This is a genomic window from Hymenobacter sp. DG25A (assembly GCF_001280305.1).
In the GTDB taxonomy this organism is placed as follows: domain Bacteria; phylum Bacteroidota; class Bacteroidia; order Cytophagales; family Hymenobacteraceae; genus Hymenobacter.
On the sequence record NZ_CP012623.1, the window covers coordinates 2,810,687 to 2,836,261 of the forward strand.

General features: G+C 56.8%; 25 protein-coding genes and 1 tRNA gene. 15 read left to right on the forward strand and 11 right to left on the reverse strand.

All coding sequences use genetic code 11. The features are described 5' to 3' along the window. Positions 1 to 15: 15 nt before the first annotated feature. Both AM218_RS12025 and rpmH read right to left on the reverse strand, forming a co-directional pair. Positions 16 to 444 carry a ribonuclease P protein component gene (locus AM218_RS12025; protein ID WP_054414079.1) on the reverse strand — a complete coding sequence of 143 codons (429 nt, stop codon included), beginning with the start codon at positions 442 to 444 and terminating at the stop codon, positions 16 to 18. Between the two features lie 34 nt (positions 445 to 478). Beyond that, a complete protein-coding gene (gene rpmH / locus AM218_RS12030) occupies positions 479 to 637 on the reverse strand; it encodes a 50S ribosomal protein L34 (protein WP_044511719.1) in 159 nt (52 codons plus the stop codon). Between the two features lie 239 nt (positions 638 to 876). Between rpmH and AM218_RS12035 the strand changes: the two genes are divergently transcribed. After that, complete coding sequence (locus tag AM218_RS12035; RefSeq protein ID WP_054414080.1) at positions 877 to 2,613, forward strand: M61 family metallopeptidase; 1,737 nt, start codon at positions 877 to 879, stop codon at positions 2,611 to 2,613. Between the two features lie 18 nt (positions 2,614 to 2,631). Then, positions 2,632 to 3,435: a hypothetical protein gene (locus tag AM218_RS12040; protein ID WP_157547648.1), complete on the forward strand. Its 804-nt coding sequence runs from the start codon at positions 2,632 to 2,634 to the stop codon at positions 3,433 to 3,435. Between the two features lie 79 nt (positions 3,436 to 3,514). On the opposite strand, the gene AM218_RS12045 is transcribed toward AM218_RS12040, so the two are convergent. The 3 genes from AM218_RS12045 to AM218_RS12055 all read right to left on the reverse strand — a co-directional run bounded on the left by AM218_RS12045 (position 3,515) and on the right by AM218_RS12055 (position 5,021). Continuing rightward, on the reverse strand, positions 3,515 to 3,769 hold the full coding sequence (locus tag AM218_RS12045; protein WP_054414082.1) for a hypothetical protein: 255 nt from the start codon (positions 3,767 to 3,769) through the stop codon (positions 3,515 to 3,517). Between the two features lie 149 nt (positions 3,770 to 3,918). Beyond that, entirely contained in the window at positions 3,919 to 4,845 is a 927-nt protein-coding gene (locus AM218_RS12050) for a PfkB family carbohydrate kinase (RefSeq protein WP_054414083.1), read from the reverse strand. Between the two features lie 99 nt (positions 4,846 to 4,944). Further along, positions 4,945 to 5,021, reverse strand: a tRNA-His gene (locus AM218_RS12055). Positions 5,022 to 5,190: 169 nt separating this feature from the next. Between AM218_RS12055 and AM218_RS12060 the strand changes: the two genes are divergently transcribed. Beyond that, complete coding sequence (locus tag AM218_RS12060) at positions 5,191 to 6,615, forward strand: DEAD/DEAH box helicase (RefSeq protein ID WP_054414084.1); 1,425 nt, start codon at positions 5,191 to 5,193, stop codon at positions 6,613 to 6,615. A gap of 64 nt (positions 6,616 to 6,679) precedes the next feature. Here the strand turns inward: AM218_RS12060 and AM218_RS12065 are convergent, their stop codons facing one another. The 3 genes from AM218_RS12065 to AM218_RS12075 all read right to left on the reverse strand — a co-directional run bounded on the left by AM218_RS12065 (position 6,680) and on the right by AM218_RS12075 (position 8,930). Next, on the reverse strand, positions 6,680 to 7,087 hold the full coding sequence (locus tag AM218_RS12065; protein ID WP_054414085.1) for a hypothetical protein: 408 nt from the start codon (positions 7,085 to 7,087) through the stop codon (positions 6,680 to 6,682). A gap of 227 nt (positions 7,088 to 7,314) precedes the next feature. After that, positions 7,315 to 7,995, reverse strand: coding sequence for a uracil phosphoribosyltransferase (upp, locus tag AM218_RS12070; RefSeq protein ID WP_054414086.1), 681 nt, complete (start codon positions 7,993 to 7,995; stop codon positions 7,315 to 7,317). Further along, on the reverse strand, positions 7,983 to 8,930 hold the full coding sequence (locus AM218_RS12075; protein ID WP_054414087.1) for a GNAT family N-acetyltransferase: 948 nt from the start codon (positions 8,928 to 8,930) through the stop codon (positions 7,983 to 7,985). The genes upp and AM218_RS12075 overlap by 13 nt, the downstream gene beginning before the upstream one ends. Positions 8,931 to 9,086: 156 nt before the next feature. Here AM218_RS12075 and AM218_RS12080 point away from each other — a divergent pair, with 156 nt between their 5' ends. The 7 genes from AM218_RS12080 to AM218_RS12110 all read left to right on the forward strand — a co-directional run bounded on the left by AM218_RS12080 (position 9,087) and on the right by AM218_RS12110 (position 17,436). Then, positions 9,087 to 11,027 carry a hypothetical protein gene (locus tag AM218_RS12080; RefSeq protein WP_054414088.1) on the forward strand — a complete coding sequence of 647 codons (1,941 nt, stop codon included), beginning with the start codon at positions 9,087 to 9,089 and terminating at the stop codon, positions 11,025 to 11,027. Between the two features lie 21 nt (positions 11,028 to 11,048). Beyond that, positions 11,049 to 11,408, forward strand: coding sequence for a hypothetical protein (locus tag AM218_RS12085; protein ID WP_054414089.1), 360 nt, complete (start codon positions 11,049 to 11,051; stop codon positions 11,406 to 11,408). A 61-nt stretch (positions 11,409 to 11,469) separates the two neighbouring features. Continuing rightward, the gene (locus AM218_RS12090) at positions 11,470 to 13,314 is read left to right on the forward strand and encodes an ABC transporter ATP-binding protein (protein ID WP_054414090.1); all 1,845 of its coding nucleotides are present in this window, start codon (positions 11,470 to 11,472) and stop codon (positions 13,312 to 13,314) included. A 144-nt stretch (positions 13,315 to 13,458) separates the two neighbouring features. Further along, the gene (locus AM218_RS12095; RefSeq protein ID WP_054414091.1) at positions 13,459 to 13,965 is read left to right on the forward strand and encodes a hypothetical protein; all 507 of its coding nucleotides are present in this window, start codon (positions 13,459 to 13,461) and stop codon (positions 13,963 to 13,965) included. Between the two features lie 9 nt (positions 13,966 to 13,974). After that, entirely contained in the window at positions 13,975 to 14,559 is a 585-nt protein-coding gene (gene lpcA, locus AM218_RS12100) for a D-sedoheptulose 7-phosphate isomerase (RefSeq protein WP_054414092.1), read from the forward strand. 117 nt (positions 14,560 to 14,676) lie between these two features. After that, positions 14,677 to 16,215, forward strand: a complete 1,539-nt coding sequence (locus AM218_RS12105) for a YifB family Mg chelatase-like AAA ATPase (RefSeq protein ID WP_044511689.1) — start codon at positions 14,677 to 14,679, stop codon at positions 16,213 to 16,215. Between the two features lie 186 nt (positions 16,216 to 16,401). After that, positions 16,402 to 17,436 carry a quinone-dependent dihydroorotate dehydrogenase gene (locus AM218_RS12110; protein ID WP_054414093.1) on the forward strand — a complete coding sequence of 345 codons (1,035 nt, stop codon included), beginning with the start codon at positions 16,402 to 16,404 and terminating at the stop codon, positions 17,434 to 17,436. A gap of 10 nt (positions 17,437 to 17,446) precedes the next feature. Here AM218_RS12110 and AM218_RS12115 read toward each other — a convergent pair whose 3' ends face one another. Continuing rightward, the gene (locus tag AM218_RS12115) at positions 17,447 to 18,547 is read right to left on the reverse strand and encodes an acyloxyacyl hydrolase (RefSeq protein WP_082318208.1); all 1,101 of its coding nucleotides are present in this window, start codon (positions 18,545 to 18,547) and stop codon (positions 17,447 to 17,449) included. 206 nt (positions 18,548 to 18,753) lie between these two features. Here AM218_RS12115 and AM218_RS12120 point away from each other — a divergent pair, with 206 nt between their 5' ends. The 5 genes from AM218_RS12120 (at position 18,754) to AM218_RS12140 (ending at position 22,676) form a co-directional block, all read left to right on the forward strand. Next, complete coding sequence (locus AM218_RS12120; protein ID WP_054414095.1) at positions 18,754 to 19,476, forward strand: porin family protein; 723 nt, start codon at positions 18,754 to 18,756, stop codon at positions 19,474 to 19,476. A gap of 157 nt (positions 19,477 to 19,633) precedes the next feature. After that, positions 19,634 to 20,305 carry a porin family protein gene (locus AM218_RS12125; RefSeq protein WP_071843776.1) on the forward strand — a complete coding sequence of 224 codons (672 nt, stop codon included), beginning with the start codon at positions 19,634 to 19,636 and terminating at the stop codon, positions 20,303 to 20,305. 183 nt (positions 20,306 to 20,488) lie between these two features. After that, positions 20,489 to 21,097, forward strand: a complete 609-nt coding sequence (locus AM218_RS12130) for a porin family protein (protein WP_054414097.1) — start codon at positions 20,489 to 20,491, stop codon at positions 21,095 to 21,097. 149 nt (positions 21,098 to 21,246) lie between these two features. Beyond that, a complete protein-coding gene (locus tag AM218_RS12135; protein WP_054414098.1) occupies positions 21,247 to 21,945 on the forward strand; it encodes a porin family protein in 699 nt (232 codons plus the stop codon). 131 nt (positions 21,946 to 22,076) lie between these two features. Beyond that, the gene (locus tag AM218_RS12140) at positions 22,077 to 22,676 is read left to right on the forward strand and encodes a porin family protein (protein ID WP_054414099.1); all 600 of its coding nucleotides are present in this window, start codon (positions 22,077 to 22,079) and stop codon (positions 22,674 to 22,676) included. Between the two features lie 73 nt (positions 22,677 to 22,749). Here AM218_RS12140 and AM218_RS12145 read toward each other — a convergent pair whose 3' ends face one another. After that, positions 22,750 to 24,114 (reverse strand): dipeptidase, encoded by a 1,365-nt coding sequence (locus tag AM218_RS12145; RefSeq protein ID WP_054414100.1) that lies wholly within the window; start codon positions 24,112 to 24,114, stop codon positions 22,750 to 22,752. A gap of 651 nt (positions 24,115 to 24,765) precedes the next feature. After that, positions 24,766 to 25,407 (reverse strand): glycerol-3-phosphate 1-O-acyltransferase PlsY, encoded by a 642-nt coding sequence (gene plsY, locus AM218_RS12155; RefSeq protein WP_054414102.1) that lies wholly within the window; start codon positions 25,405 to 25,407, stop codon positions 24,766 to 24,768. Positions 25,408 to 25,575: the final 168 nt, after the last annotated feature.

Here is a 25,575-nt window from a genome sequence, read left to right on the forward strand (position 1 = left end):
AGCAAGTAAACAACCCTACGAACCAGACACCGCGCCGCCCTGCGGCGTTGCATCTGTCAACAAACGCTCTAGCCCTGAAATTAATTTTTTTTCGACCAGCGTAAAAGGCTTTTTTTCCTTGCCGGTATAAATAATGGCCAGCAGGCCCACGCTATGGCCTCCTGCTGCCTCCGTGAGGCGAAATTTATTTAACCGGTAGGCTTCGCGCATCAGGCGCTTGAAGTAGTTCCGGTCAACGGCCCGCTTAAAGTTGCGCTTGGATACACTTACCAATACCTGCGGCGGCGCAGTAGTAGCGGCGGGGACAGGCAGCCATATCAGCCGCAGGGGGTATAAACCAAAAGAAGAACCCCGCGCGAATAGCTCATCAATGAGCTTCTTTCGGCACAAGTGTTCTTCTTTCGAAAACGAATAAGAGCGCGCCCCCGACGTAGTATCATCCATGGGTGGGGGCAAAGCGGCGGCAGCCGTCAGCGGTTTAGCGCTTATGACGGCCTTCGTCGGATACGCTGATGCGCTTGCGACCTTTGGCACGACGGGCTGCCAGCACACGGCGGCCATTGGCGGTTTCCATGCGCGAGCGGAAACCGTGCTTATTGCGGCGCTTGCGCTGCGAAGGCTGAAAAGTACGTTTCATGATATGTGAAGTGACTCAGTAACAGGTAAGGCCGGCAAAGGTACGCCCTTGTTTTGAAAATGGCAATGCTTCTACCGGCTTTTTGCAGCATTAGCGCAAACAAGTTCCCCGGCATGCCGGAAAAGTCCCTCACAAAAGTACTACTATCTGCCGGGCAAACCCGTAAGTAAGCCCGCGTTTATCAGCCGGATAGGCGTACCTTTACTCCTGATTTTCTGCCCTGCCGCCCCCACGCTTACATGATTCACTATTACGTTTCGTTTGAGAACCCGCTCACGTTCTACGCGCAGGTTCAGATAACCTTTGAAGTACCCGATACGGCCTCTGGCGCGCTGGAATTGCAATTACCCGCCTGGCGGCCGGGCCGCTACGAGCTGCAGAATTTCGCCCAGAAAATACAGCGGGTGGTGGTAGAAGATGCCACTTCCAGTGAGCTCCTCTCCTACCGCAAGCTTACCAAAGACCGGTGGGAAGTAAGCGGCGCGGCTGGTCGCACCGTGCGGGTACGCTACAATTTCTACGCCCACCAGATGGATGCCGGCGGCTCCTGGCTGGATGAAACCCAGCTCTACCTGAACGGGGTGCAGTGCCTGATGTACGTAGAAGGGCGGCAGGAGGAAACCTGTCAGCTGACGCTGGGCCTGCCTACCGGCTGGCAAATTGCCTGCGGCCTCCCGCAAAGCGGCCCCAACACGCTCCAGGCCCGCAGCTTCGACCATTTAGTGGACTCTCCCCTGATTGCCAGCCCTACGCTGGTGCATCAAACCTACCAAGTGCAGGGTATTCCCTTCTACGTTTGGATTCAGGGTGAATGTACGCCGGACTGGTCCCGCATTCTGCAGGACTTTGCCGCTTTCACCGAAGAGCAGCTAACCCTATTCGGGGGCTTTCCGGTGTCAGACTATCATTTCCTGAATGAGATTCTGCCTTATAAGCACTACCACGGCGTAGAGCACGGCAACTCCACCGTAATTACGCTGGGTCCTGCGGAGCTGCTGATGACGGAAGGGCTATACAAGGAGTTTTTGGGCGTGAGCTGCCACGAGCTGTTCCATACTTGGAATATCAAGAGCATTCGGCCCGCCGAGATGCAGCCGTACGACTACGCCCGCGAGAATTACTTCCGCACCTGCTACATAGCTGAGGGCATTACCACCTACTACGGTGAGTATCTGCTGGCCCGCAGCGGCGTCCGCACTGTGGAGCAGTATTTCCAGGAGCTGAACACGGTGCTGCGCAAGCATTACGACGATTACGGCCGCTACAACCTTTCCCTGGCCGATGCCAGCATGGACCTTTGGCTGGATGGCTACAAGCCCGGCGTACCCGACCGCAAAGTATCCGTGTACCACAAAGGGGCTTTGGTGGCCATGCTGCTCGACCTCACCATCCGGAACGTCTCCCAGCACCAGCGCAGCCTGGATGATGTGATGCGCCGCCTATGGCAGGAGTTTGGCCAGCCAGGCATTGGCTACACTGAGCAGGACTACATGCGCGTGGTAACTGAAGTAGCCGGCCAGGATATGCAAGCCTATTTCTCCGACTACGTGTACGGCACCGCCGCGCTGGAAGAGCCGCTGGCGGAGGCCCTGGCTACCGTAGGCTGTATGCTGCTGATCGAAGAAAATCCATCAGCCTCCGAAGGCACTTTTGGCTTCCGGACGGTGGTGAAAAACGAGCGGACCGAGGTTACCGACATTTTACCCGGCTCACCGGCTGCGGCGGCGCTGACCGTAGACGATGAGATTGTGGCCGTGAATGGCCGCCGCGTAGCGATGAACTTACAGTCCTTGCTTTCCGCCAACCAGGAAATGCAGTACCAAGTGTCCGTATTCCGGCAGAGCAAGCTGCTGACGGTTACGCTGCAGGCCCAGCCGGAGCAGCGCTACTGGCAGAAGCTTACGGTAGAGAAGCGGCCGGATGCCACCCCCACCCAGCAGGCCAGCTTCCGGCAGTGGCTGAAGCAGGATTTTTAAGCACTGGCTCTCGATCCTATGATGCCATCTGTACGCATCCTTTCGTCGGGGCTGGCGCTGAGTATGCTGGCGGCGTGCTCCCTGCGGGTACAACCCCAGGAGCACGCCAAGCCCGAGCCCAGCGGCGCCTCTCTCAAGCGCGCGGAACCCCGCCCCATCTACCGCTGGGCCCACCTAGACACCCTCACGCTGGAAGGTGGCCGGGTGCTGAAGCTGTACCCCGCGCCTACGTCCGTCTACAACCGCCTGCCCGACCCTGCGTGGCTGGTGGCGGCCACGGCCGCGGAAGATGACGGCGAGCTGGATATATCCGTGGAAGAGCAGCGCCGCCTGCGCACGGCGGGCCCCACCGTCCGCCGGGTGGGCCGCAGCCTGCTGCTGCGTACCAGCAGTGGGGCCACCGTGCGCCTCACGGATAATCCGGCCGAAGACTATGACACCAATATTGCTTTTGAGTACGTGGCTTCCCTTCCCAGCATTGGCCAATGGCTGGTGTCGGTGCATTTGTATGAAGGGGGATATTACATGCTCGTGAGTCAGCACACGGGCCGCCGTACCAAAGTCTGGAGCCCGCCGGTTATATCCCCGGACGGGCAGCATTTTGTGTGCGGCAACTCCGATGTGCTGGCCCGCTACGAGCCCAGCGGCCTGCAGGTATGGGAAGTGCAGGGCCAGAAGCTGCGGCTGCTCTGGCAGCGCCAAACGGAGTGGGGCCTCAGCCAGCCGCGCTGGCTCGATAACCGCACCATCCTGTTCGGGCAGGATTACTTCGACAATGGCGATGTGGATACCCGCGTGATGCGCCTGGCCGTGGTGCCGTAGCTTTTGCAGATTATCAAACATAAAAAAGCCCCGTCAGGATTACTGACGGGGCTTTTTTTGATAAGGCTATAAGCCGGTATTAGTGGCGCGAGTCGCCACCTTTGCCCACTTTGCTGTTGCCGTCCACCGACATAGGCTTGTTGCCTTGCGGGTTGCTGCGGATATGGGCGTTTTTGCCGGGGTCTTTGCCTTGGGTATTACCATCGGTGGTATTACCGTGCGTAGACACGTTGCTCACGTTGGGGTTCTGAACCTGGGTGCTTTTCTTCTTGGTATTGGCAGCGGGGTTCACCGACGTTTTCTGGTTGGCGAGGTCCGATTCTTTCTTATTCATGGCACTGACTGTTAAAGTGAATGACTATTCCTTCTACCGTACCATTTGTAAAAGGTTGCCAAAAATCAGGGCATAAAAAAACCCTGACCGGTGCCTAAAAGGCCGGTCAGGGTTTTCCGTTGGCTGATTCCTCAGCCCGGTAATTCTGGTTACACCGTAGCCACAGGCATCACGCTCACCAGATCGGCAAACTGCTGCTCGCGGGCTTCCACTTCCTTATCCGTGAGGTGCAGCAAACGCTCGGTGCCAAACTTCTCCACGCAGAACGAGGCCATGGCCGAGCCATGAATGACGGCGCGCTTCATGTTATCGAAGCTGATATCGTCGGTAGCGGCCAGGTAGCCGATAAAGCCGCCCGCGAAGGTGTCGCCGGCGCCGGTAGGGTCAAATACTTCCTCCAGCGGCAGTGCTGGGGCAAAGAAAATCTTGCTCTTGTGGAAGAGCAGCGCGCCGTGCTCGCCTTTCTTGATGATGAGATACTTGGGACCCATGGCCATGATTTTGCGGGCCGCCTTCACCAAAGAATACTCACCGGAAAGCTGGCGGGCTTCTTCATCATTGATGCTGAGCACGTCTACCATTTCAATGGTGCTGATGAGCTCATCCAGAGCCACATCCATCCAGAAGTTCATGGTGTCCATCACAATGAGCTTGGGGCGGTTCACGAGGCGCTGAATAACGAGGCGCTGCACCTGCGGGGCCAGGTTGCCCAGCATCAGGTATTTGCAGTCCTGGTAAGCATCCGGAATAATGGGGTCGAAATCGGCCAGCACGTTCAGCTCCGTCACCAGCGTCTCGCGCGAGTTCAGGTCATTAGCATACTTACCCGACCAGAAGAATGACTTCTCCCCTTCCTTGATTTGCAGACCTTCGGTATCTACTCCGTGCTTTTCCAGCAGGCTGATATCTGACTGCGGAAAGTCGTCGCCGACCACGGCTACCAGTTTCACAGGCTTCAGCGAGTAAGACGCCGACAGCGAGATATAGGTAGCAGCGCCGCCAATAATCTTGTCGGTTTTGCCGAAGGGGGTTTCCAGCGCATCAAACGCCACGGAGCCGATAACAACCAGACTCATAAGAAGGAGGGATAAAGTGAGGCCTGCAAGAGTGCATTGCCGGGGCAACGCTCTAATCAACAAAAAAGTCCCCGGAAATTTCTCTCCGGGGACTTCCATTGGGGTAAATAATGGGGCTCGAACCCACGACCTTCGGAATCACAATCCGACGCTCTAACCAGCTGAGCTATATCTACCAGGTTGGTAATGGAGCGACAAAAGTAACGCCTAAAGCAGAAATTACAAGCGTTTCCGGTAGATTTTTTTCTGGTTTGCTGATTGCAAAAGCCTAGTAAGCTGACCCTCTGTGACTCTTTCCGCCGGTATTCCCCGTACCTTTGCAGATTCAAAAGCATTTTACTGATTATGTCTGATTCGCCCCAGCCGGCAGCGTTTGCCGATTTCAAGCTCAACAAGCAATTGCTCACGGCCGTAGCCGAAGCGGGCTTTGAGCACCCTACGCCCGTGCAGGAGCAAACCATTCCGCTGCTGCTGGCGGGCCACGACGTGCTAGCCATTGCCCAGACCGGCACCGGCAAAACCGCCGCTTTCGGCCTGCCGCTGCTCATGAAGGTGAAATACGCGCAAGGCGTAAACCCAAGGGCCCTGATTCTGGCCCCTACCCGCGAGCTGGCCATGCAGCTGGAAAGCCACCTACGCAAGATGGCCGTGCACACCGACCTGCGCATTTTCGCCATTTACGGTGGACTAGGCCCCAAAACCCAGATTGAAACCATTGCCAAGGGCGTAGACATTCTGATTGCCACGCCCGGCCGCCTCATGGAGCTGTACCTGAAAGGCAACCTGGTGCTGAAGGAGATTAAAACCCTGGTGCTGGATGAGGCCGACAAAATGATGGATATGGGCTTTATGCCCCAGATCCGCCGCATTCTGGAGGTAATTCCAAGCAAGCGCCAGAATGTGCTGTTCTCTGCCACCATGCCGGATAAAGTATCGGTGCTCAGCGAGGAATTCCTGGAATTTCCGGTGCGGGTGGAAGTAACGCCGGCCGCCACCTCAGCCCAGAACGTGACCCAGTCCTTGTATGAGGTGCCCAACCTGCTTACCAAGATTAACCTGCTGGAATACCTGTTCCTGGATTGGGATGCCTTCCACCGGGTCATGATTTTCACCCGCACTAAGGAGCACGCCGAAAACGTGGCCAGCTTCCTGAAGCGCAAGTCCCACGGCGAGGTGCGCGCCATTCACGGCAACAAGGGTCAGAATGTGCGCATCAACGCCATGGAAGCCTTTAAAGCCGGGGAAATCCGCTTTTTGGTGGCTACCGATGTAGCCGCCCGCGGCATCGACGTGCCCCAGGTAAGCCACGTCATTAACTTCGACGTGCCGTTGATATATGATGATTACGTGCACCGCATTGGTCGCACGGGCCGCGCCCAGCATACGGGTGCCGCCATCACCTTCGCCAACGAAGCCGAAATGCACCACATGGCCCGCATTGAGGAGCTCATCAACCAGAAAATTCCGCTGCTGCCGCTGCCGCCGGAGGTAAAGGTGATGGAAACCCAGTTCGACGAGCAGCAGGGCATGGACCGGGAGATTGATGAGCGCCGCCGCCGCGACGACCCATCCTTCCTGGGTGCTTTCCATGAGCGCAAGGAATATGTAAAGCCCGGCGTAACCATTGACAAGCGCACCGGCAAAACCTATAAGGAAGGGCCTAACCGCAGCCAAAAGGGCAACAAAGCCAATCCTTCTAAAAAGACTGCCTCCAAGCCGGCCGTGAAAGCCGCCAAAGCCGCCATGGCCCGGGCCAAGCGTCGGAAGTAGATTGCAGACACACAAAAAAAGCCGCTCCGGATATCCGGAGCGGCTTTTTTTGTGTGTAAGATGCTTAATGCTGAAAGATGGCCAGGTGGCTGAACCTGACCGCCAACGAGGTAAACAGAAAGCCCCAGAAAATGGCGCTCCACAGCATGTGTACCATAATTTTAAAGCGAGGCACGTGCAGCTGGGTGGCAATAACGGTACCACCAATGGGGCTGAACAGAATAGGCGTGAGAAACGCAATGCCGCCCATGCCAAAGCGGGAATAGATCATGACGATGCGCCGGGAGCGTTTGGAAAACAACGGCTTACGCTTCTTAATCCTTTTTTGGCGCTGGTGCAGGGCCCAGGCCTTGCCAATGCTCGATATCAGAATAACGCTGGACATCATACCGGCTACGGTAAGGCCTACGGTGGCCATGTACGGCACTCCGGCGGCAACTCCCGCTACCGGGCCGCCGAAGAATTTTACCATGCTAAGCAGGAAAACAGAAGCGTATTTGAGAACGTGAGGTACCACGGATGTTTTCGGTGCGGAGAATGGAAATAGAAAGCTATTCTAGCGTCAACTAAAGATAACAGGTTGAGTCTGCCGGAATAGTTCCGGCAGATCATCTGATTGTAAATGATGTATGAACAGATGACAGGGGCTGATGGAGCCGCTTAGGGTAGGCTTTCAACCAACGGCTTTCGGCAATTTCCCTACAGCTTGCTGCCGTAGGAAAGGTCGCCGGCATCACCCAGGCCGGGCACGATGTAGGCCTGCTCATTCAGCCCTTCATCAATAGCCGCTACCCACAGCGTAGCTTCCGGAATTTCCCGTGTTACGTAGGCTACGCCTTCGGGGCTGGCAATAACGGCGGCAATGTGCACCTGCCGGGGCGTACCAAAGCGCAGCATGGCCCGGTAGGTCTGTACCAGGGACCTACCGGAGGCCAGCATAGGGTCGGCCAGAATCAGAACCCGCTCATCCAGGCTGGGGGCCGTGAGGTAGTCTACCTGCACCTGCACCTGCGAGGTGCCCTCAATGCGGTACGCCGCGGCAAAGGCGGAGGGAGACTGATCAAAGTAATTCAGAAAGCCTTGGTGAAACGGCAGCCCGGCGCGCAGCACGGTGGCCAGCACCGGGAAATCGTGGAGGTGCATGCTGCTGGACTGGCCCAGGGGCGTGCGCACCGTTTTGGTGGTGTAGCTAAGCTGGGAGCTGATGCGGTAGGCCATGATTTCGCCCAGCCGCTGCAGGTTGCGGCGGAAGCGCAGGGAGTCGCGCTGCACATCTACATCACGAAGCTCCGCCAGAAAGTGGTTAGCTACCGAGGGCTCAGCACAGACTACATGTACACGATTCAGATCGGGGGCAGACGTAGGATTCAACGCATCCATGAGAGATACCAGGGGTTTCGGGTTTGGGAGAGGGCAGCGTACGGCACCGCTGCGGCACCGAAGTTGGCGAAAAATCGGGCAATAGACGGTATCATGCCACCTTCGAAATCGAGAGTGAGCCCCACCGTTCCGGCATGATGCTGGATTATATAGTTGAGCAGCAGCAGCGGTGCACCCGCCTGCCGGCCGGATTCAGCCGCCGCGGCAAACAGGTAAATAAGCCGCTGCGGATGGGTGACGAAGAAAGCCCCGGCCAATAGCTCGTTGGTTTGGGGCGCGCGCACTTCCAGTATTTGCCCCAGGCCGCGGGCCTGTATCTCTGTTAGCAGTCTGGCTAGCCGGGCATACTCCTGCGGTTTGAGGCCGGCCGCCTGTCCGGCAGCTTCTGCCCGGAAAAGGGCAATCAGCTCCGCGGCGGATGCGGCTGGGGTTACCCTAAGCGGTAGAGCTTGCTCCTGGTTGCGGCGCAGGCGGCGCCGGTAGTCGGCCTCAAACCCGGCCAGCAGCGCCGGATAGTGCGGCGCCAGACTCAGCTGATAGGTGTAGCGTTCCTTCAAATGAAAGCCCGCCGGCGCGCTGGCCAGTTCCAGGCCGGTATGCAGTTGTTGGTAAAAACGGGCAAAACGGCCTTTGATCAGGGTAAGATAATCCAGCAGGTTGCGGTGCCGACTGCCCGCGGTAATAAGCAGCCCCAGCTGCTGGGTAAAGGGCGGCTGGTAGACTTCCCGGCCCCACGGCCGGCGCTTGATGGGCAGGGGCAACACCGACAGGTACGCTCCGCTGACTTCATCTACTTCCACCACCGCATCCCAGCGGCCGGTTGTAGCCGCCAGCCACCAGGAGTAGGCGTACGGCACCGGTTCCGTGGCGGCCGCCACGCAGGTATCCCAGGCAGGCAGGTCTAGTTGGGCATGAGGCAGATAGCGGAGCGACAAGGGATAAGGCGGTTTAGATAGCCCACAAGAGTACGCAATATGCCACACCGCGGCCAGGCAAACGGGGTAATGCGGAGAAAAACCAACTCCTTGCGCGTAACTGCGTAGGTTTGCGCCACTGGCTGCCGCGTTGGCAGCGCGGTTGTCCGCCTCTGTATGATACGACCTTTCCTGTTTTTGCTCGCTACCGGAACGCTGCTGGCGGGCCCGGCCAATGCTCAGGACACCTTATCCACCGCCCCCACGGCCTCCCCTACTGATACCACTACAGCTTCGCCCTGGCGGCTATACAACCAGCCCGTAGGGGCGCCACGCCGGGCCAAAGAGAAAGAGGTTGCTGCTCCTACTCCTGCACCAGCGGCCCCGGCAGCCCAGCCAGTAGTCCAGCCGCAACCAGTTCCCCAGCCCCAGGTGGCCTCGGTGCCTAGCACGCGCACCCTCCAGGGCACGACCTACGTGCCGCTTGATGCTGATATTTACCGCCTGATTGACCGCTACGCGGCCAAGTCCGGCTCCGATTCTTTGCAGGAGCTGCATACAGCCGTGCGGCCCTACCCACGCGCTATGGTGGCCCGCCTGGCCGAGCAGATGCTGCGCGACTCCGCCGCCGGCCTCTCCCGCGCCGACCGGTTTAACCTCCGCTACCTGCTGCGCGACAACTGGAACTACACCAGCCAGGCCGCAGCTGTAAATGAAAGCAGCCGCCCGGTGCTCAAGCATTTCTACCGCCGGCAGTCCGACCTGTATTCGGTGAACAACCCGGACTTCACCCTGCGCATCAATCCGGTGATAGGCGTGCAGCTGGGTAAGGATACCGATAGCGACGGAATCCGCTTCCTGAACACCCGCGGGGTGCAGGTAGAAGGCACTATTGATGAAAAGCTGGGCTTCTACACCTTCCTGGCCGATAACCAGACGGCCGTACCGGAATACGTGCGCCAGCGTATCATTCGGGATAATATTGTGCCGCATGAAGGTTTTTGGAAGCCGTTCAAAGACAAGCCCGGCCAGTACGACTTCCTTTCAGCCCGGGGCTACCTTACCTACGCAGCTTCTAAGCACATTAACGTGCAGCTGGGCCACGACCGTAACGTCATCGGCAACGGGTACCGCTCCCTGATTCTATCCGACTACGCTGCCCCGTATTTCTTTCTGAAGCTGAACACGCGCATCTGGAAGTTCAACTACCAGAACCTGTTTGCGGAAATGACGGCCGACAAGGCCAATGCCGATACTATTTATCAGAAGAAATACTTCGCCCTGCACCACCTCAGCCTCGACATCACCCCTAACTTCAATATAGGCGTGTTTGAGTCAGTGGTATTTTCCCGGGGCAAGGGGCGCTTTGAGCTGCAGTACCTGAACCCCATCATCTTCTACCGCAGCATAGAGCAGCAAATCGGCTCCCAGGACAACGCTTTGCTGGGTATGGATTTCAAGTGGAATATTGCCCATACCGCCCAGTTGTACGGCCAGCTGATGCTGGATGAGTTTGTGGTCAGCCAGGTACGCTCTGGCAACGGCTGGTGGGCGAATAAGCAGGCCTTCCAGCTGGGCGCCAAATACTTTGATGCTGCCGGCATCCGCAATCTGGATTTGCAGGCCGAGTTCAACTACATCCGCCCTTACACTTACGAGCACGAGGACAAGTTCCGCAACTATCAGCATTACAATCAGCCCCTGGCGCACCCCATGGGTGCTAACCTCTGGGAGATACTGGGGGTGGTCAGCTACCAGCCGCTACCGCGCCTGATGGTGGTGGGTAAAGGCTTCTTCTCGGAGCAGGGCCTGAATACCACCATCAATACCGATTTTCCGCCCTACACGCCCGTTACGATTAACTACGGGGGCAATGTGCTGCTGCCGTACACCACCCGCGTGCAGGACTTCAACAACCGCGTGGGCCAAGGTAACACCACCCATTTATTCCACGGCGACCTGACGGCTACCTATCAGCTGCGGCACAACCTCTGGATTGACGCTACCCAGATAGTGCGCCACCAGACTTCCCAGATTGCTACCCCGTTGGCTGGCACGGAAGCCTATTCGGCCCTTTCGCTCCGCTGGAACATTGCCCAGCGCGTGCACGAGTTTTAAGCCGCCATCCTCTTTCCGTTTATGCGCCACGACCCCGCCGCGCTGCTGCTTTTTCGGCCGGTCAATCAGCAGGAGCTGGATTTAATAGCCGCCGCCAACTGGCTGGCCTTTCCGCCGCGCCTGCCTGAGCAGCCCTTCTTCTACCCGGTGCTGCATGAGGCCTACGCCAGCCAGATTGCCCGCGACTGGCACGTGCCCTACTACGGCATCGGCTACGTGCTGCGCTTTGCCGTGGATGCCGATTACGCCGCCACCTTCCCGGTGCAGAACGTGGGCGGGCCCGAGCACGACGAGCTGTGGGTGCCGGCCGAAGAGCTGGCCGAGTTCAACCAGCATATTCTGGGGCAGATTGAGGTAGTAGCCGTGTTCAACGTGGAGTAGCACCGGAAGCGCGAAACGGCCGGGCCGCAATCGGAATCCGGGGGTTACCTTTGCAGCCTCCATGAAGACCTACCTCCGCATTCTGCAGTACGCGCGGCCTTACGCCGATTTTCTGCCCTTCTACTTTCTCTACACCATCCTGGGCATCATTTTCAGCATTGGCAACTTTGCACTGATTATTCCCTTGCTGAAAGTGCTGTTTGACAAGACGGGCAAGGTGCAGATGAACGCGCCGGACCACCTCCCCGGCTTCGCCCCCACCCTCGATTACGTTACCGGCACCTTCAACTACTTCTTTGCGCACGTTATTGCCACGCAGGGTAAGATGGGGGCTTTGCTTTTTGTGTGCCTGGTACTGGTGGTGTCGGTGTTTTTCAGCAACGTATTCCGCTACCTGAGTTTGCGGCTGGTAGCCCGGGTGCGGGCCCGCGTTATCCGCAACATGCGCCGGGCGCTCTACCACCGCGTTATTCAGCTGCAGCTGGGATACTTCGCCACCGGCCGCAAAGGTGATTTGATGTCACGCTTTACCAACGATGTACAGGAGGTGGAAGGCTCCGTGGTGAATACCCTCACGGCCGTCATCCGTGACCCACTGACCATTGTGGCCTTCTTCGCGGTACTGTTTTACATGTCGTTTAAGCTCACCCTGTTTACGCTGGTGCTGCTGCCGATATCCGGGGGAATTATTGCCAGCCTGGCCAAGCGGCTCCGCTCCCAGGCCAAAACCAGCCAGAGCACGCTGGGCTCTATGCTTTCCGTGATTGATGAGACGCTGGGCGGCATCCGCGTGATTAAAGCCTTCAATGCGCAGGACTACATCAAGGAGAAGTTTGAGCAGCAGAACGACCTGTACGCCAAAACCTCGCGCCGCATTGATAATACCCGGGACCTGGCTTCTCCCTTCTCCGAGTTTGCCGGAGTGCTGGTAGTTGCGGGCCTGATTTACTTTGGCGGCACCCTCATTCTGGGCGGTAATTCTGATCTGGAAGGTGAATCGTTTATCACCTATATCGTACTGTTTTCGCAGGTGCTCACGCCGGCCAAAGCGCTGTCGTCGGCGTTTGGCAACATTCAGCGCGGCTTGGTGGCCGGCGAGCGGGTACTAAGCATTATTGATACGGAGCCGGTGATTCGGGACAAGCCCGATGCGCAGCTGCTGCCCGCTTTTGAGAAGGAAATTGAGCTTCACAACCTGCAGTTCACCTACGGCGACCAGCCCGTTCTGCAGGACATCAACCTTATTATTCCTAAAGGCAAAACCGTGGCGCTGGTGGGACCCTCGGGCGGCGGTAAATCCACGCTGGCTGACCTGCTTCCCCGCTTCTACGACCCCACCGGTGGCCAAATTCTGATTGATGGCCACGACGTGCGCGACTGCACCATTCACTCCGTGCGCGACCAGATGGGCATCGTAACCCAGGAAAGCATCCTGTTTAACGATACCATCTTCAACAACATCCGCTTCAACCAGACGCAGGCCACCGAAGAAGAAGTGATGAACGCCGCCCGCATTGCCAATGCTCACGAGTTCATTATGAGTACCCCGGAAGGCTACCAGACCATCATCGGCGACCGGGGCACGCGCCTTTCTGGCGGGCAGCGGCAGCGCCTGAGCATTGCGCGCGCCGTGCTGCGCAATCCGCCTATTCTCATTCTGGATGAAGCTACTTCCGCCCTCGATACTGAAAGTGAAAAGCTGGTGCAGGAAGCGCTGATGCGCCTGATGCAGAACCGCACCTCCCTGGTTATTGCCCACCGCCTGAGTACCGTGCAGCACGCCGATGAGATTGTAGTGCTGCAGCACGGCCGCATTGTAGAGCGCGGCACCCACGATGAATTGCTGCAGCGCGGCGGCCTTTACCAGCGCCTGAGCCAGATGCAAACCAACGTGGCGTTAGCCTAAGCCAACGCGGAACCGGGACTTTGCGTTTAGACGGGCGCTACGGCCCACAGTGCTGCTGAATTGGATATCTCCTATATTTAATTCGCCAAGCCACTGTGGCGGGCCATTGCTGTTCGTTTTATACTCTCTCTAAGCCCCTTTCCCATGCTTGCTCTCAAACGCCTCGTCACCATCCTGGTAATGGTGTATCTGCTCCTGGCGCTGCTATTTATTCTCAGCCCCGCAGCCCGTGAGGGGGTAGCCGGTGCCTTCGGTCTTAGCACGGACCTGAGTACATTTTATTGGGTTCTGTTTATTGTAGCAGTGGTGCTACTGGCTGTGCAGCTGCTGGTTGAAAACCTGGACAGCACCATGCTGCGCCGTAATATTTCCCAGCACGAAGGCAAAATCAACGAGCTGAAAGCCCGCCTCTACGACCAGCAGATGGAGCTGCGCGAGCGGGAGTTTCAGCAGCGCCCAACGGTAGCTACCGGAACCACCACCTACCCGGATCCTGCTTATACCGCCCCTCCCGCCCCTGCGCCAGCGCCGGAGGTGCACCGGCCGGTATTCCCGCAGGAAGACCCCAGCCTCACGAATGAGCCGCTTCAAAAGCCAAATTCTTTTATCCCGCCGGCCGCGCCTGATGCAGATGAGCGGCCGGTACGGTAATTTTACGCCGTGACTGAATCTCTTTCTGACCTTATCCGGGCCGAGCTGACGGAAGCCCGCTCCGTGCTCGACCGTTTTCTGGCCGATCCGGCCAATCTGCAAGCCATTGAGCAGGCCGCCCGCCTCATGGCGGATTCCCTGCGCGGCGGCGGCAAAATCCTGACCTGCGGCAATGGCGGCTCGCTCTGCGATGCGCAGCATTTTGCCGAGGAGCTCACCGGCCGCTACCGCCAGAACCGGCCCGCGCTGGCTGCTATTCCGCTCACGGAGGCTTCCCACATGAGCTGCGTAGCTAATGATTTTGGGTATGACCATGTGTTCAGCCGCTACGTGCAGGCCCTGGGGCGCCCCGGCGACGTGCTCTTGGCCATCAGCACCAGCGGCAACTCGCCCAACGTGCTGCTGGCCGCCGAGGCCGCCAAAGCCACCGGCATGCGGGTGGTTAGCCTCACCGGCAAAGACGGGGGCCAGCTCGCCCACCTCAGCGACGTGGAAATCCGGGCCCCGCACAGCGGCTACGCCGACCGGATTCAGGAAATCCACATCAAAGCCATCCACATCATGATTATGCTCATTGAGCAGCTGGTGGCGTAGTTCAGCAACTGCTTTACAGAAAAAAGCCGGCTCCTGTAGCCGGCTTTTTTTGTAACACGGGGCACTCTATCCTAGTATCTTCGGTTTCTGAACCGCGCTATCTTTACCCCCCACTGTATGCTTACAAAAACCTACGGCTCGGCCGTGCAGGGTGTCAATGCCAATACTATTACTATTGAAGTAGTTGTATCCCAAGGGACGAATTTTTATGTGGTGGGCCTAGCCGACAATGCTATTAAGGAAAGTCAGCAGCGGATAGAAGCCGCCCTCAAGTTCAGGGGCTACCGGATGCCGCGCACCAAAGTGGTGGTAAACATGGCCCCGGCCGATGTGCGCAAGGAAGGTTCCGCCTATGACTTGCCTATTGCCCTGGGCATTCTGCACGCCTCCCAACAGCTGACCACCGAGCGGTTGGGCGACTATATTATTATGGGCGAGTTGGCCCTGGATGGCGGTCTGCGGCCTATTCGTGGGGTGTTGCCCATTGCCATTCAGGCCCGCAAAGAAGGTTTTAAAGGCATTATCCTGCCGAAGGAAAACGCGCAGGAAGCGGCCATTGTCAATAACCTGGATGTGATTCCCGTGGAAACCATGCAGGAGGCCATCGACTTTTTCGAGGGCCGCCAGGATATTGCGCCGGTGAAGGTGGACACACGCGACATTTTCCAGCACGCCGCCAACCAGTACGCCGCCGATTTTGCCGATGTGCAGGGTCAGGAGAACATCAAACGGGCCTTGGAAATAGCCGCGGCCGGCGGCCATAACGTGATAATGATCGGCCCGCCCGGTGCCGGCAAGACCATGCTGGCCAAGCGCCTGCCCAGCATTCTGCCGCCCCTCACGATGCATGAGGCGCTGGAAACCACCAAGATTCACTCCGTAGCGGGCAAGCTGGGTACTAATGCTTCGCTGCTCAGCTCCCGGCCATTCCGAGCTCCGCACCATACCATTTCCGATGTGGCCCTGGTAGGCGGCGGCGGCAATCCGCAGCCGGGCGAAATTTCCCTCTCGCACAACGGGGTGCTGTTTCTGGATGAGCTACCGGAGTTTAAGCGCACGGTGCTGGAGGTGATGCGCCAGCCCTTGGAAGAGCGTCGCGTGACTATTTCCCGCGCCAAAATCAGCATTGATTTTCCGGCCAATTTCATGCTGATAGCCAGCATGAACCCGTGTCCCTGCGGCTACTACAACCACCCGGAAAAGGAATGCGTGTGTGGTCCCGGTGTGGTGCAGCGCTACCTCAATAAGGTAAGCGGCCCGCTGCTGGACCGCATTGACCTGCACGTGGAAGTAACGCCGGTTTCCTTTGACCAAATGACGGAAACCCGCCGCTCCGAAACCAGCGCCGACATTCAGCAGCGCGTTTCCACGGCCCGGGAACGACAGGCCGTGCGGTTCCAGGATTTCCCCGAAATCCACTCCAATGCCATGATGCCCCCGCAGATGGTGAAGGACCTGTGTCAGATAAATGATGCCGGCCGCCTGCTGCTGAAAACCGCCATGGAGCGCCTTGGCCTCTCCGCCCGCGCCTACGACCGAATCCTGAAAGTAGCCCGCACCATTGCGGATCTAGCCGCTTCGGAGGAAATCCAGATTCAGCACTTAGCCGAAGCCATTCAATACCGCAGCCTCGATAGAGAAGGCTGGGCAGGGTAAACAGTAAATTCAATCAAATCATCTGTCATCCTGAGCTTTGCGAAGGACCCTCTCCCGCTAGCACGAAATCGAAACAACGACTCGTTCTAACTTGATAAGGTCCTTCGCAAAGCTCAGGATGACAGTAGGGGGTAAGTTGAACTGGCTTACTTCTCATTCCTCCCCATTGCGTAGCTTTGTGCCGCTATGTACAAAGCCCTGCTGAAGCCACTGTTTTTCCAGTTGGATGCCGAAAAGGCGCACCATCTGGTATTCGATAACCTGAAGCGGATGGCCCGCGTGCCGGGCGGTTTGGCGCTGTTGCGGGGGCTTTATGACTACCAGAATCCGGGGCTAGAGCGGGAAGTGTTCGGGCTGAAGTTCCGGAACCCGGTGGGGCTGGCGGCTGGCTTTGACAAGAATGCGGAGCTGACGGACGAGCTGGCGGCGCTGGGCTTTGGGTTTGTGGAAATTGGCACTGTAACGCCCCGCCCGCAGTCCGGCAACCCGCAGCCACGCCTGTTCAGGTTGCCGCAGGATGAGGCGCTGGTAAACCGCATGGGCTTTAATAATGCTGGTGCCGCCGCCGCCGCAGAGCGCCTGCGCCACCGCCACTCTGATATGATTATCGGCGGGAACATCGGCAAAAACAAAGACACCCCCAATGAGCAGGCCGCCCAGGATTACGTGGCCTGCGTGGAGGCGCTGCATGAGGTAGTTGACTACTTTGTGGTGAATGTCAGCTCGCCCAATACGCCCAACCTGCGCCAGCTACAGGAGCGCGAACCGCTGATTCAACTGTTGCAGCAAGTGCAGGAACGCAACCAGGCGCTGCCCAAACCACGGCCCCTGCTGCTCAAAATTGCCCCCGACCTGACCGACACGCAGCTCGACGATATTCTGCTGATTGCCCGCGAAACCAACCTCAGCGGGCTGGTAGCTACTAATACTACCATCAGTCGGGAAGGCCTGCGCACCAGTCCGCAGCACGTGGCCAGCCTGGGAGCGGGTGGCTTAAGCGGGCAGCCGTTGCGGAAGCGCGCTACCGAAGTTATTCGCTACCTGCACCGGCGTAGTGATGGCGCCTTGCCCATCATTGGGGTGGGCGGTATTCACTCGGCGCAGGATGCACTGGAAAAGCTGGCAGCCGGCGCGGTGCTGGTGCAGCTCTATACCGGGTTTATTTACGAAGGGCCCGCCATAGTAAAACGCATTAATCAGGCGCTCCTGGCCGCCAAATAGAAGGCAGCTATTACAGCTTTATCCCGGCTTTCCACTCCAGCACATCGGCCGCGCCGCGGTGCACTTTCAGGTCTATGGCCCCAAACAGGCGGTTGGTGAAGTGGTACTTCAGCCCCACTCGCTCGTAGTAGAAGTTGTTGGATTTGTAGGGGTTGTACACGTACACGCCCAAGTGCGTAACCAGCGCCAGGCGGCCAAACAGCAGCTCGTGGCCCAGAAAAACGCCGGCTTTTTTTACGTCAACCAAAGGCGCGTCCTGGCGGGCGGTGTCCCGTTGCTCAGCCCGGAGAGACCGGTCGTAGAAGCCTTCCAGACCTGCGAGCAGGTTGCTTTTACGATTGAGGCGCCGGCCGGCTACTACCGAAACGGAGTTGACTAAATAGCTTTCCTGATCAATTTCATTGAGGCGCTTCAGCCCCAGGCTGGTGCTTAGGTTCAGGAAATTGTGGCCAATGTCTGTAGGCTCTAGAGGTGGGGGTACATCCAGCGGATGGAAGGGGCGCTGCTGATGGAAGTTGAGGCCCAGCACGACGGTGGGAATATTGATACCCAGATTGGGCTTAGCCGTTGCGCCGTTGGAAAAATGATTCAGCCCCACTCCTACCAGCAGGCCTACCTGCCGGGACAGCGCCCGGTCGTACTCTACGCGGGCCTGCAGCATAGCGCTGACGCGGGAGCTAACCAAGGTGTTCTTATGGTTGAATTCCTGCGAAAATCCCTGTGTAAACCATCCCACGCCGGTTCCTAACCGGAAATTAAGCTCCTGCCGGGTAGTGCGCCAATACGTTTTATTGAGGTAAAAGGAAGCCGCGTAGCTGCGCCCCAGCACGGGGTTATGGTAATCGTAATACACCAGCGCCACGCCTATTTTGGGGTAACCGTACCAGGCATGCCAGGGAGCGAGGCCGGTGGTCTGGCGCTGCAGATTCAGTTCCAGGCCGGTAGGATGCGCCCGCACCAGATGCCGCACCTGCGGCGAGTGCGCCACTATAAAGCCTCCCTGCGCGTAAAGGCCACCCACTAGGGGAGCCCGTGGAGCCTGCCCTCTGACGGGGCCTGCGCCCCCGCTCAGCAGCCCCACTACTACGGAAAGTGCTGCCCAAACGCGCATAGTGGAATCAGAGTTAGCCAACGCTCAAAAATACGAGCCGCTGCTTTACTTGGTGTGCCCTGCAACGCCTTGGGGGTAAAATCAATCTTACCAGGGCAGCCGGGTGTGGTCAACTCACGCCATTGCCGTAACATTGTCTTTTCATTGGGCTCCGCCGGGCAATAGGCCGCGGGTTCCTGTATCATTCACCGCAATTTCTCTTTCGCATGGTTAAGAAGGCCGTATTGGCAGTTGTTCTCGCCGCTTTGGCCTCGGTGGCCCACGCCCAAAATCCTGGCAAGCCCCGTTTGGGCCTGAAAGCCGGCGCAACTCTGGCCCGCCTGACGGGCAACGAGCTGGATATGCTGGCCGGCCCCAACTACCGGGTGCAGCTGGGCGACCGGCACACGGGCTTTAATGTGAGTCTGGCGGCTACCATTCCCCTTTCCAGCACCGGCCTGTTCACGGTAGCGCCCGAGCTGCAGCTGAATCATAAAGGCTACAAGCTCACGCAAACGTCCCTCAACACTAAGGAGCTGGGCGAAAGCGAAACACTGCGCATCAATACCGTAGACCGCACTCTTTCTTACCTGGATTTTCCCGTTCCCGTGCGCGTGAATACCAATGGGGGCGTATATATTGAGCTGGGACCCCAGGTAGGCTACCTGATGGGCAGCAGCACCGATACCGAAACCTACAGCAAGTTCTCCGACAGCCGCAAGGAGTCCACCACCAAGGCTTCATCCGATGCCAGCGCAGACGTGGCCAAGTGGGAATATGGCGCCCTGGCTGGCATAGGTTACCAGTCCCGCAATGGCTTGACCATTGGCCTGCGCTATAACCGCGGCTTTCAGAGCGTACTGGACACCGATGCCATTGAGAGCAAGCCCAAGAGCTATAACGACGCTGTTATTTTACAGCTGGGCTACCTGCTGCAACTGGGCAAATAATCAGGAGGTTATCTTCCTCTGAAAATGGTCTGGCCGAACGGCTGGGCCATTTTTTTTTGCGGCAATATGTATCCATTAATAATTTCTCCGTTTAAGGCCCCATGGAACCCCGGGTTGGGGTACCGATGTGCAATGTTCACTAAACCCTTGTTGCACCATGAAAAAGACAACAATCTTACTCGCTTCTCTCCTTGCTGCCGTTACTTTCTCCGCTCAACATGCCCAGGCTCAGGGTGTGCGTCTGGGTATTAAAGGCGGTGTAAACTATTCCAACCTCTCCGGCGACCTGACCGATGAGGACCGCTACGAAAGCAAGTTTGGTGGCCACGGTGGCCTCATGGCCAATTTCAGCGTTACGGATGATGGCTTCTTCTCCATTCAGCCAGAGGTGCTGTACTCGCAGAAAGGCTTCCAGTACGCCGATAATGAGTACACCATTGCAGGCAACAAGTATAAGTACAAAGGCGACCGTACCTACAACTACATTGATGTACCGGTGCTGCTGAAAATTAACGCCGATGGCTTCTTCTTCGAAGCCGGCCCACAGTACAGCTATTTGCTGAAAGTGAAGGATGAAACGGAGCGCTCCATTAACGGGAACACTTACCAAAAATCCGAAGGCGTAGAAAACCTGGACAACGTGAAGCGTAGCGAACTTGGCTATGCTGCCGGCCTAGGCTATCAGTCTACCGCCGGTTTCCTGGTGGGCATCCGCTATAATGGTGCTTTCACTGACTTCGCGAAAGATGGCTATCAGGATAATGATGTGAAGAACTCCCGTAACTCGGTGTTCCAGGCTTCAGTAGGCTACCTTTTTGGTGCTAAATAAGCAGTAGCTTTTCAAGCAAAACACACTTGGGCGCTTACTTTCTTCGGAGAGTAAGCGCCTTTCTGTTTCATCGTAATTTCTGAATACTGGCATAATTCCTGCAGCACCTTTCAGTCTCTGTTGCAACGTCCGCTCTCGTCCTCATCCCCGAACTTTTCTTTCCCCTCTGTTCTTCGATTTTGCATGAAAAAGGCCGTTTTTCTCCTAGCTGCTGCGCTTTTTACTACTGGTGCTGTGCAGGCACAAAAAACCATATTTGGAATAAAAGCCGGGGCTAACCTGAGCAATATCGTCGGCTCCGATGCCCCGGACGCCAATAAGCTCAAGCTTGGCGGACTGGGTGGTCTTCTGGTAAACTTCCCGGCCTCCCCCAATGGCTTTTTGTCCATTCAGCCTGAGCTGCTGTATTCCATGAAGGGCACCAGCCGCAATGAGGGCACTTCTAAATCCACCATCCATTATCTGGATGTGCCCGTGCTGGCCCGGTTGGATCTGGAGGGTCCGTTTCTGGTGCTGGGCCCGCAGGCCAATATTCTGCTTACTTCTAATTCCGGCAGAGGCAGTTACCGGCCGGTTAACTTCGGCGCTACGGCCGGGGTAGGCTATCAGTCGGAAACTGGGCTAAACTTTGAGCTGCGCTATAATCGTGACGTAACTTCTATGATGGAAGACAACGGCAACATCACCTTACATAAATACAACTCCGTGATACAAGCGCAGGTGGGCTATCTGTTTTTGGGCAGTGATAACCCATCATTTAACCGTGCCCGCCGCAACCGCAGCAGGTATTAACAATCAGCTATTTATCCTTCAAAATCCTGCTTTCCTCCCGGGAAAGCAGGATTTTTTTTATGCCACTCATGCCAAGCTCAAGCATATTGGCACATTTTTCGAATAGAGGCCGCCATACGATTTCATTTCCCTAATTCGTATTTGACCTTATGAAAAAGTCCACCGTTCTCGTAGCCGCCTTGCTTTCAGCCGCGGCCTTTTCTTCAGCCCAAGCCCAGGGTGTGCGTTTGGGTCTGCGCGCCGGCGCTAACTATAGCAACCTGTCCGGCAACATCAAAAACGAAAATACTTATAATAACAAGCTCGGCTTTGCGGGTGGCATTATCCTGAATGCCCCTATCGTGGAGGATTTCTTCTCCATTCAGCCGGAGCTTTTGTACTCGCAGAAAGGCTTTGAAAACAAGCCTAATGAGTACGACAATACTATTGCCGGCATCGGCTACAAGGAAAAGCGCGAAGGCAAGGTAAACTACAACTACCTGGACCTGCCTATTCTGGCTAAGATCAATGCCGATGGTTTCTACTTTGAAGCCGGCCCGCAGATATCCTACCTGCTCAGCTCTAGCAACGAAACCAAAACCACCCGCACTAACACGGTGAGCGGCAAAGTAGATACCTATGAGGCGCAAAACCAGAACGACGTGAGCGGTTTGAACCGCACGGAGCTGGGCTACGCTGCCGGCCTGGGCTACCAGGCCGAAAACGGCCTAAGCGTGGGCCTGCGCTACACTGGCGCGTTCAGCGACCTGGTGAAGAGCGACAACGACACTTACTTCAACGGTGACCTGAAAAACGCCCGTCACTCCGCCTTCCAGGTTTCCCTGGGCTACCTGATTGGCAATAAGTAAGCCTCGCGGCTACTGCAAACCGGGCCCCTTTCCACCAAGGAAAGGGGCTTTTTGTTGCCCGGGAATAAGCATCGAAGGTTTTCGGCGTAGTTTCGCACCAGTACAGTATGTCACCCTGACTTTCATTTCCCATGAAGAAAGCATTTCTCTCTTTTATGCTGCTGGCCGGCCTGGCTGGCACAGCCCAGGCACAAAGCGACATATCATTAGGCCTGAAGGCGGGCGGCACTTTGTCCTCCTTTGTGGGCAAGCAGGCAGGCAGCGCCAAGTCGATTTTTGGTTTTCAGGCGGGTGGCTTCGCAAACATTGGCTTCACCGATATGCTGGCCTTTCAGCCCGAACTGCTGTACTCCCAGAAAGGGGCCGAAATTCCTTCTGTTCCCAACCCGCACGACACGCACCTGGGCTACGTAGATGTGCCATTGATGCTGCACGTAAATGCCAATGGCTTATTTTTTGAAGCCGGGCCGCAGTTGGGCTTCCTAGTGTCAGCCAAAGACAAGTACAATACCGTTACCTACGACCGGAAAAGCCGGTACAATACCTTCGATCTGGGATATGCTGCAGGTCTGGGGTATCAGCGCAAAACGGGCCCTGGCATTGGGCTGCGCTATAATGGAGGCATCACCAACATAGAAAAAGCCACCACGGTGGGCAGCGCCACGGTGCAGCGCAACATTCGCAACAGCGCCTTTCAGCTTTACCTCACCTACTCCTTCAACGGCCGCTAGCCTTGCGTACCTGGTAAGCACTAAAAAGCCCCGGCATCTGAATGGATGCCGGGGCTTTTTTATAGTACTGCTACTACTTTTTCATGCCCGTCGCATAGTTGCGGTAGAAATGTGGAATGGTTTCAATGCCTTTAAAGAAGTTGAACACGCCGTAGTGCTCATTGGGCGAGTGAATGGCGTCCGAGTCCAGCCCGAAGCCGAGCAGCACGGTATCCAGGCCCAGTTCTGACTTAAACATGGCCACAATAGGAATAGAACCGCCGCCCCGGGTTGGAATAGGCTTTTTGCCGAAGGTGGTTTCCAATGCGTCAGCGGCAGCCTGATATGCTACCGAATCCGTGGGCGTTACCACGGGCTCGCCGCCGTGGTGCGGGGTTACTTTTACCGTAACGCTGGCGGGGGCAATGCTCTCAAAATGCTTCTGGAAGAGCGCCGTAATTTCATCTGAGGTCTGATTTGGCACCAGGCGCATAGAGATTTTTGCGTAGGCTTTGGAGGCGATAACCGTTTTGGCGCCCTCGCCAGTGTAGCCACCCCAGATGCCGTTTACGTCCAGCGTGGGCCGGATGCCGATGCGCTCCACGGTGGTGTAACCCTTTTCGCCGTAGATATCTTTCAGGCCGATGCTCTCCTTGAACTCCTCGTCGGAGTGCGGCACTCGGTTCAGCTCGGCACGGTCGGCTTCGCTGAGTACGGCTACGTTGTTGTAGAACTCGGGAATGGTAATGTGATTGTTCTCGTCGTGCAGGGAGGCAATCATCTTGCACAGCACGTTGATGGGGTTGGGCACGGCCCCGCCGTAGAGGCCGGAGTGCAGGTCGCGGTTGGGGCCGGTTACTTCTACCTGGTGGTAGCTCAGGCCACGCAGACCTACCTCAATGCTGGGCTGGTCGTTGGAGAGAATACCGGTATCCGAAATCAGGATTACATCGGCCTTCAGCTTCTCCTTGTTGCCTTTCACGAAGATGCCCAGGTTGCTGGAGCCTACTTCCTCCTCGCCCTCAAACATCACCTTCACGTTGCAGGGTGCGCCACCTTCCTGCATCATCATCTCGAAGGCTTTTACGTGCATATACACCTGGCCTTTGTCGTCGCAGGCGCCGCGGGCGTAAATCTTACCGTCTTTAATAACAGGCTCGAAGGGCGGTGAGGTCCACAGCTCATACGGGTCGGCGGGCTGCACATCATAGTGGCCGTACACCAGCACGGTGGGCAGGCTGGGGTCTATGATTTTGTCGCCGTACACGATGGGGTAACCGGCCGTCTGGCACAGTTCCACATTCTCCATGCCGGCTTCTTCCAGGCGCGTTTTCAGGTAATCGGCGGCCTTTAGCACGTCGCCGTGGAACTTAGGATCAGCGGAAACCGAAGGGATGCGGAGCCAGTCGAGCAGTTCGCTCAGAAAACGGTCTTTATTCTGTTCGAGGTAAGAAGCCATACAGAGGAGATTGGGTGGAAATGCTGATGTAAAAGTAGCAGATCAGTGAGGGGGAGAATAAAATTTTTCCGTCACCTTAAAAATTAAATATATCCTTGTGTACTTGTGACAAACGGGGCAGGAACAAGCGTCTCTGCCCATCGGATGTTTCTATAGCGTACAGAATGGAAAAAATGCAGTGAATGGATTTGATGGCAGCACGTGGGTAGAATACTTCTTGGCTATAGCGCTTAACCACCAATTCTTCATCCGTCAGGTACACGTAATGAAATAAGTAGCTCAGTACTACAGAAAATATTAGTAGCAGGGAAAGGAATAATATGACGGGTATACTGACTTCAGATGGAAGTTTCCCCCACTGCACCATTAGGGCAGTAGCAATGATTGCCAGAAGGAACATAACTGGTGCCCCATACTTTGGCCAGTAAGTAAGCAACGTGTGCTGCCTTACCCTAGGCCTCCTTACTTTAGGCTCTGTGTCAGCTTCTTTTAAACTCATATCAGTGGCGCAACTAGCAGCTACTTAGTGTATATACCTCTAAAGGCATCAGGCTAATACATACACACGACTCCCATTTCGTGTCAATCAGATATAATTCAAATTCATATCAACAGAGTCAGGTGCTCGCATAAATAAGCTATAAGTAGCCTCTACTTCTTATCCCACGGCATGGGCACGCGGCTTTCCGTACCGGCCCTTAGCCGTCCAATGTTAGCGCGGTGCGTGTAAATCAACAGCCCGGCCAGTACAAAGCCAAACCAGAGCAGCAGCTTATTATCCGGCTGAAATGGGGGAAATAGCTGCAGCAAGGCAAACACTACGCCCGCCGTCATGCTGCTGAGCGAGACGTAGCGGAACAGCACCAGCATCACAATAAAGACCAGAATACACACGCCCACGGTTGCCGGGGCAATGGCCAGCATCATGCCCAACACGGTAGCCACGCCTTTGCCGCCCCGGAAGCCCGCCCAGATGGGATAGATATGCCCCAGCACGGCCAACACGCCGCAGGCCAACTGAAAGTAGAGCAGCTGCCCGGGCTGAATGGCGCCCTGTTGCATCATGACAGTAGCCAGAGAAGTAGCAGCCCAACCTTTCAGCACATCTACAGCCATGACGAAGGAGCCGGGCTTTTTGCCCAGCACCCGGAAGGTATTAGTAGCGCCGGCGTTGCCCGAGCCGTGCTCCCGGATATCGAGGCCAAAAAACCAGCGACCCACCCACAGCGCGGTGGGAATGGAGCCAACCAGGTAAGCGGCCACCAGCAGGCCGATGACGATGGGCAGATTCATACAAAGAGAGCGTAACGATGGGAAATAGGCAGCGGGGAGAAAGGCCGAATGAAGCCAAATATAACGGTTGCATGGTAGCGTGAAGCTCCGGCTTCGCGCACGAGCAACGCGAGTAGGCGGAACCGCGCCACTTGCACCTACGCGTTGGAACTCGCGTTGCTCGTGCGC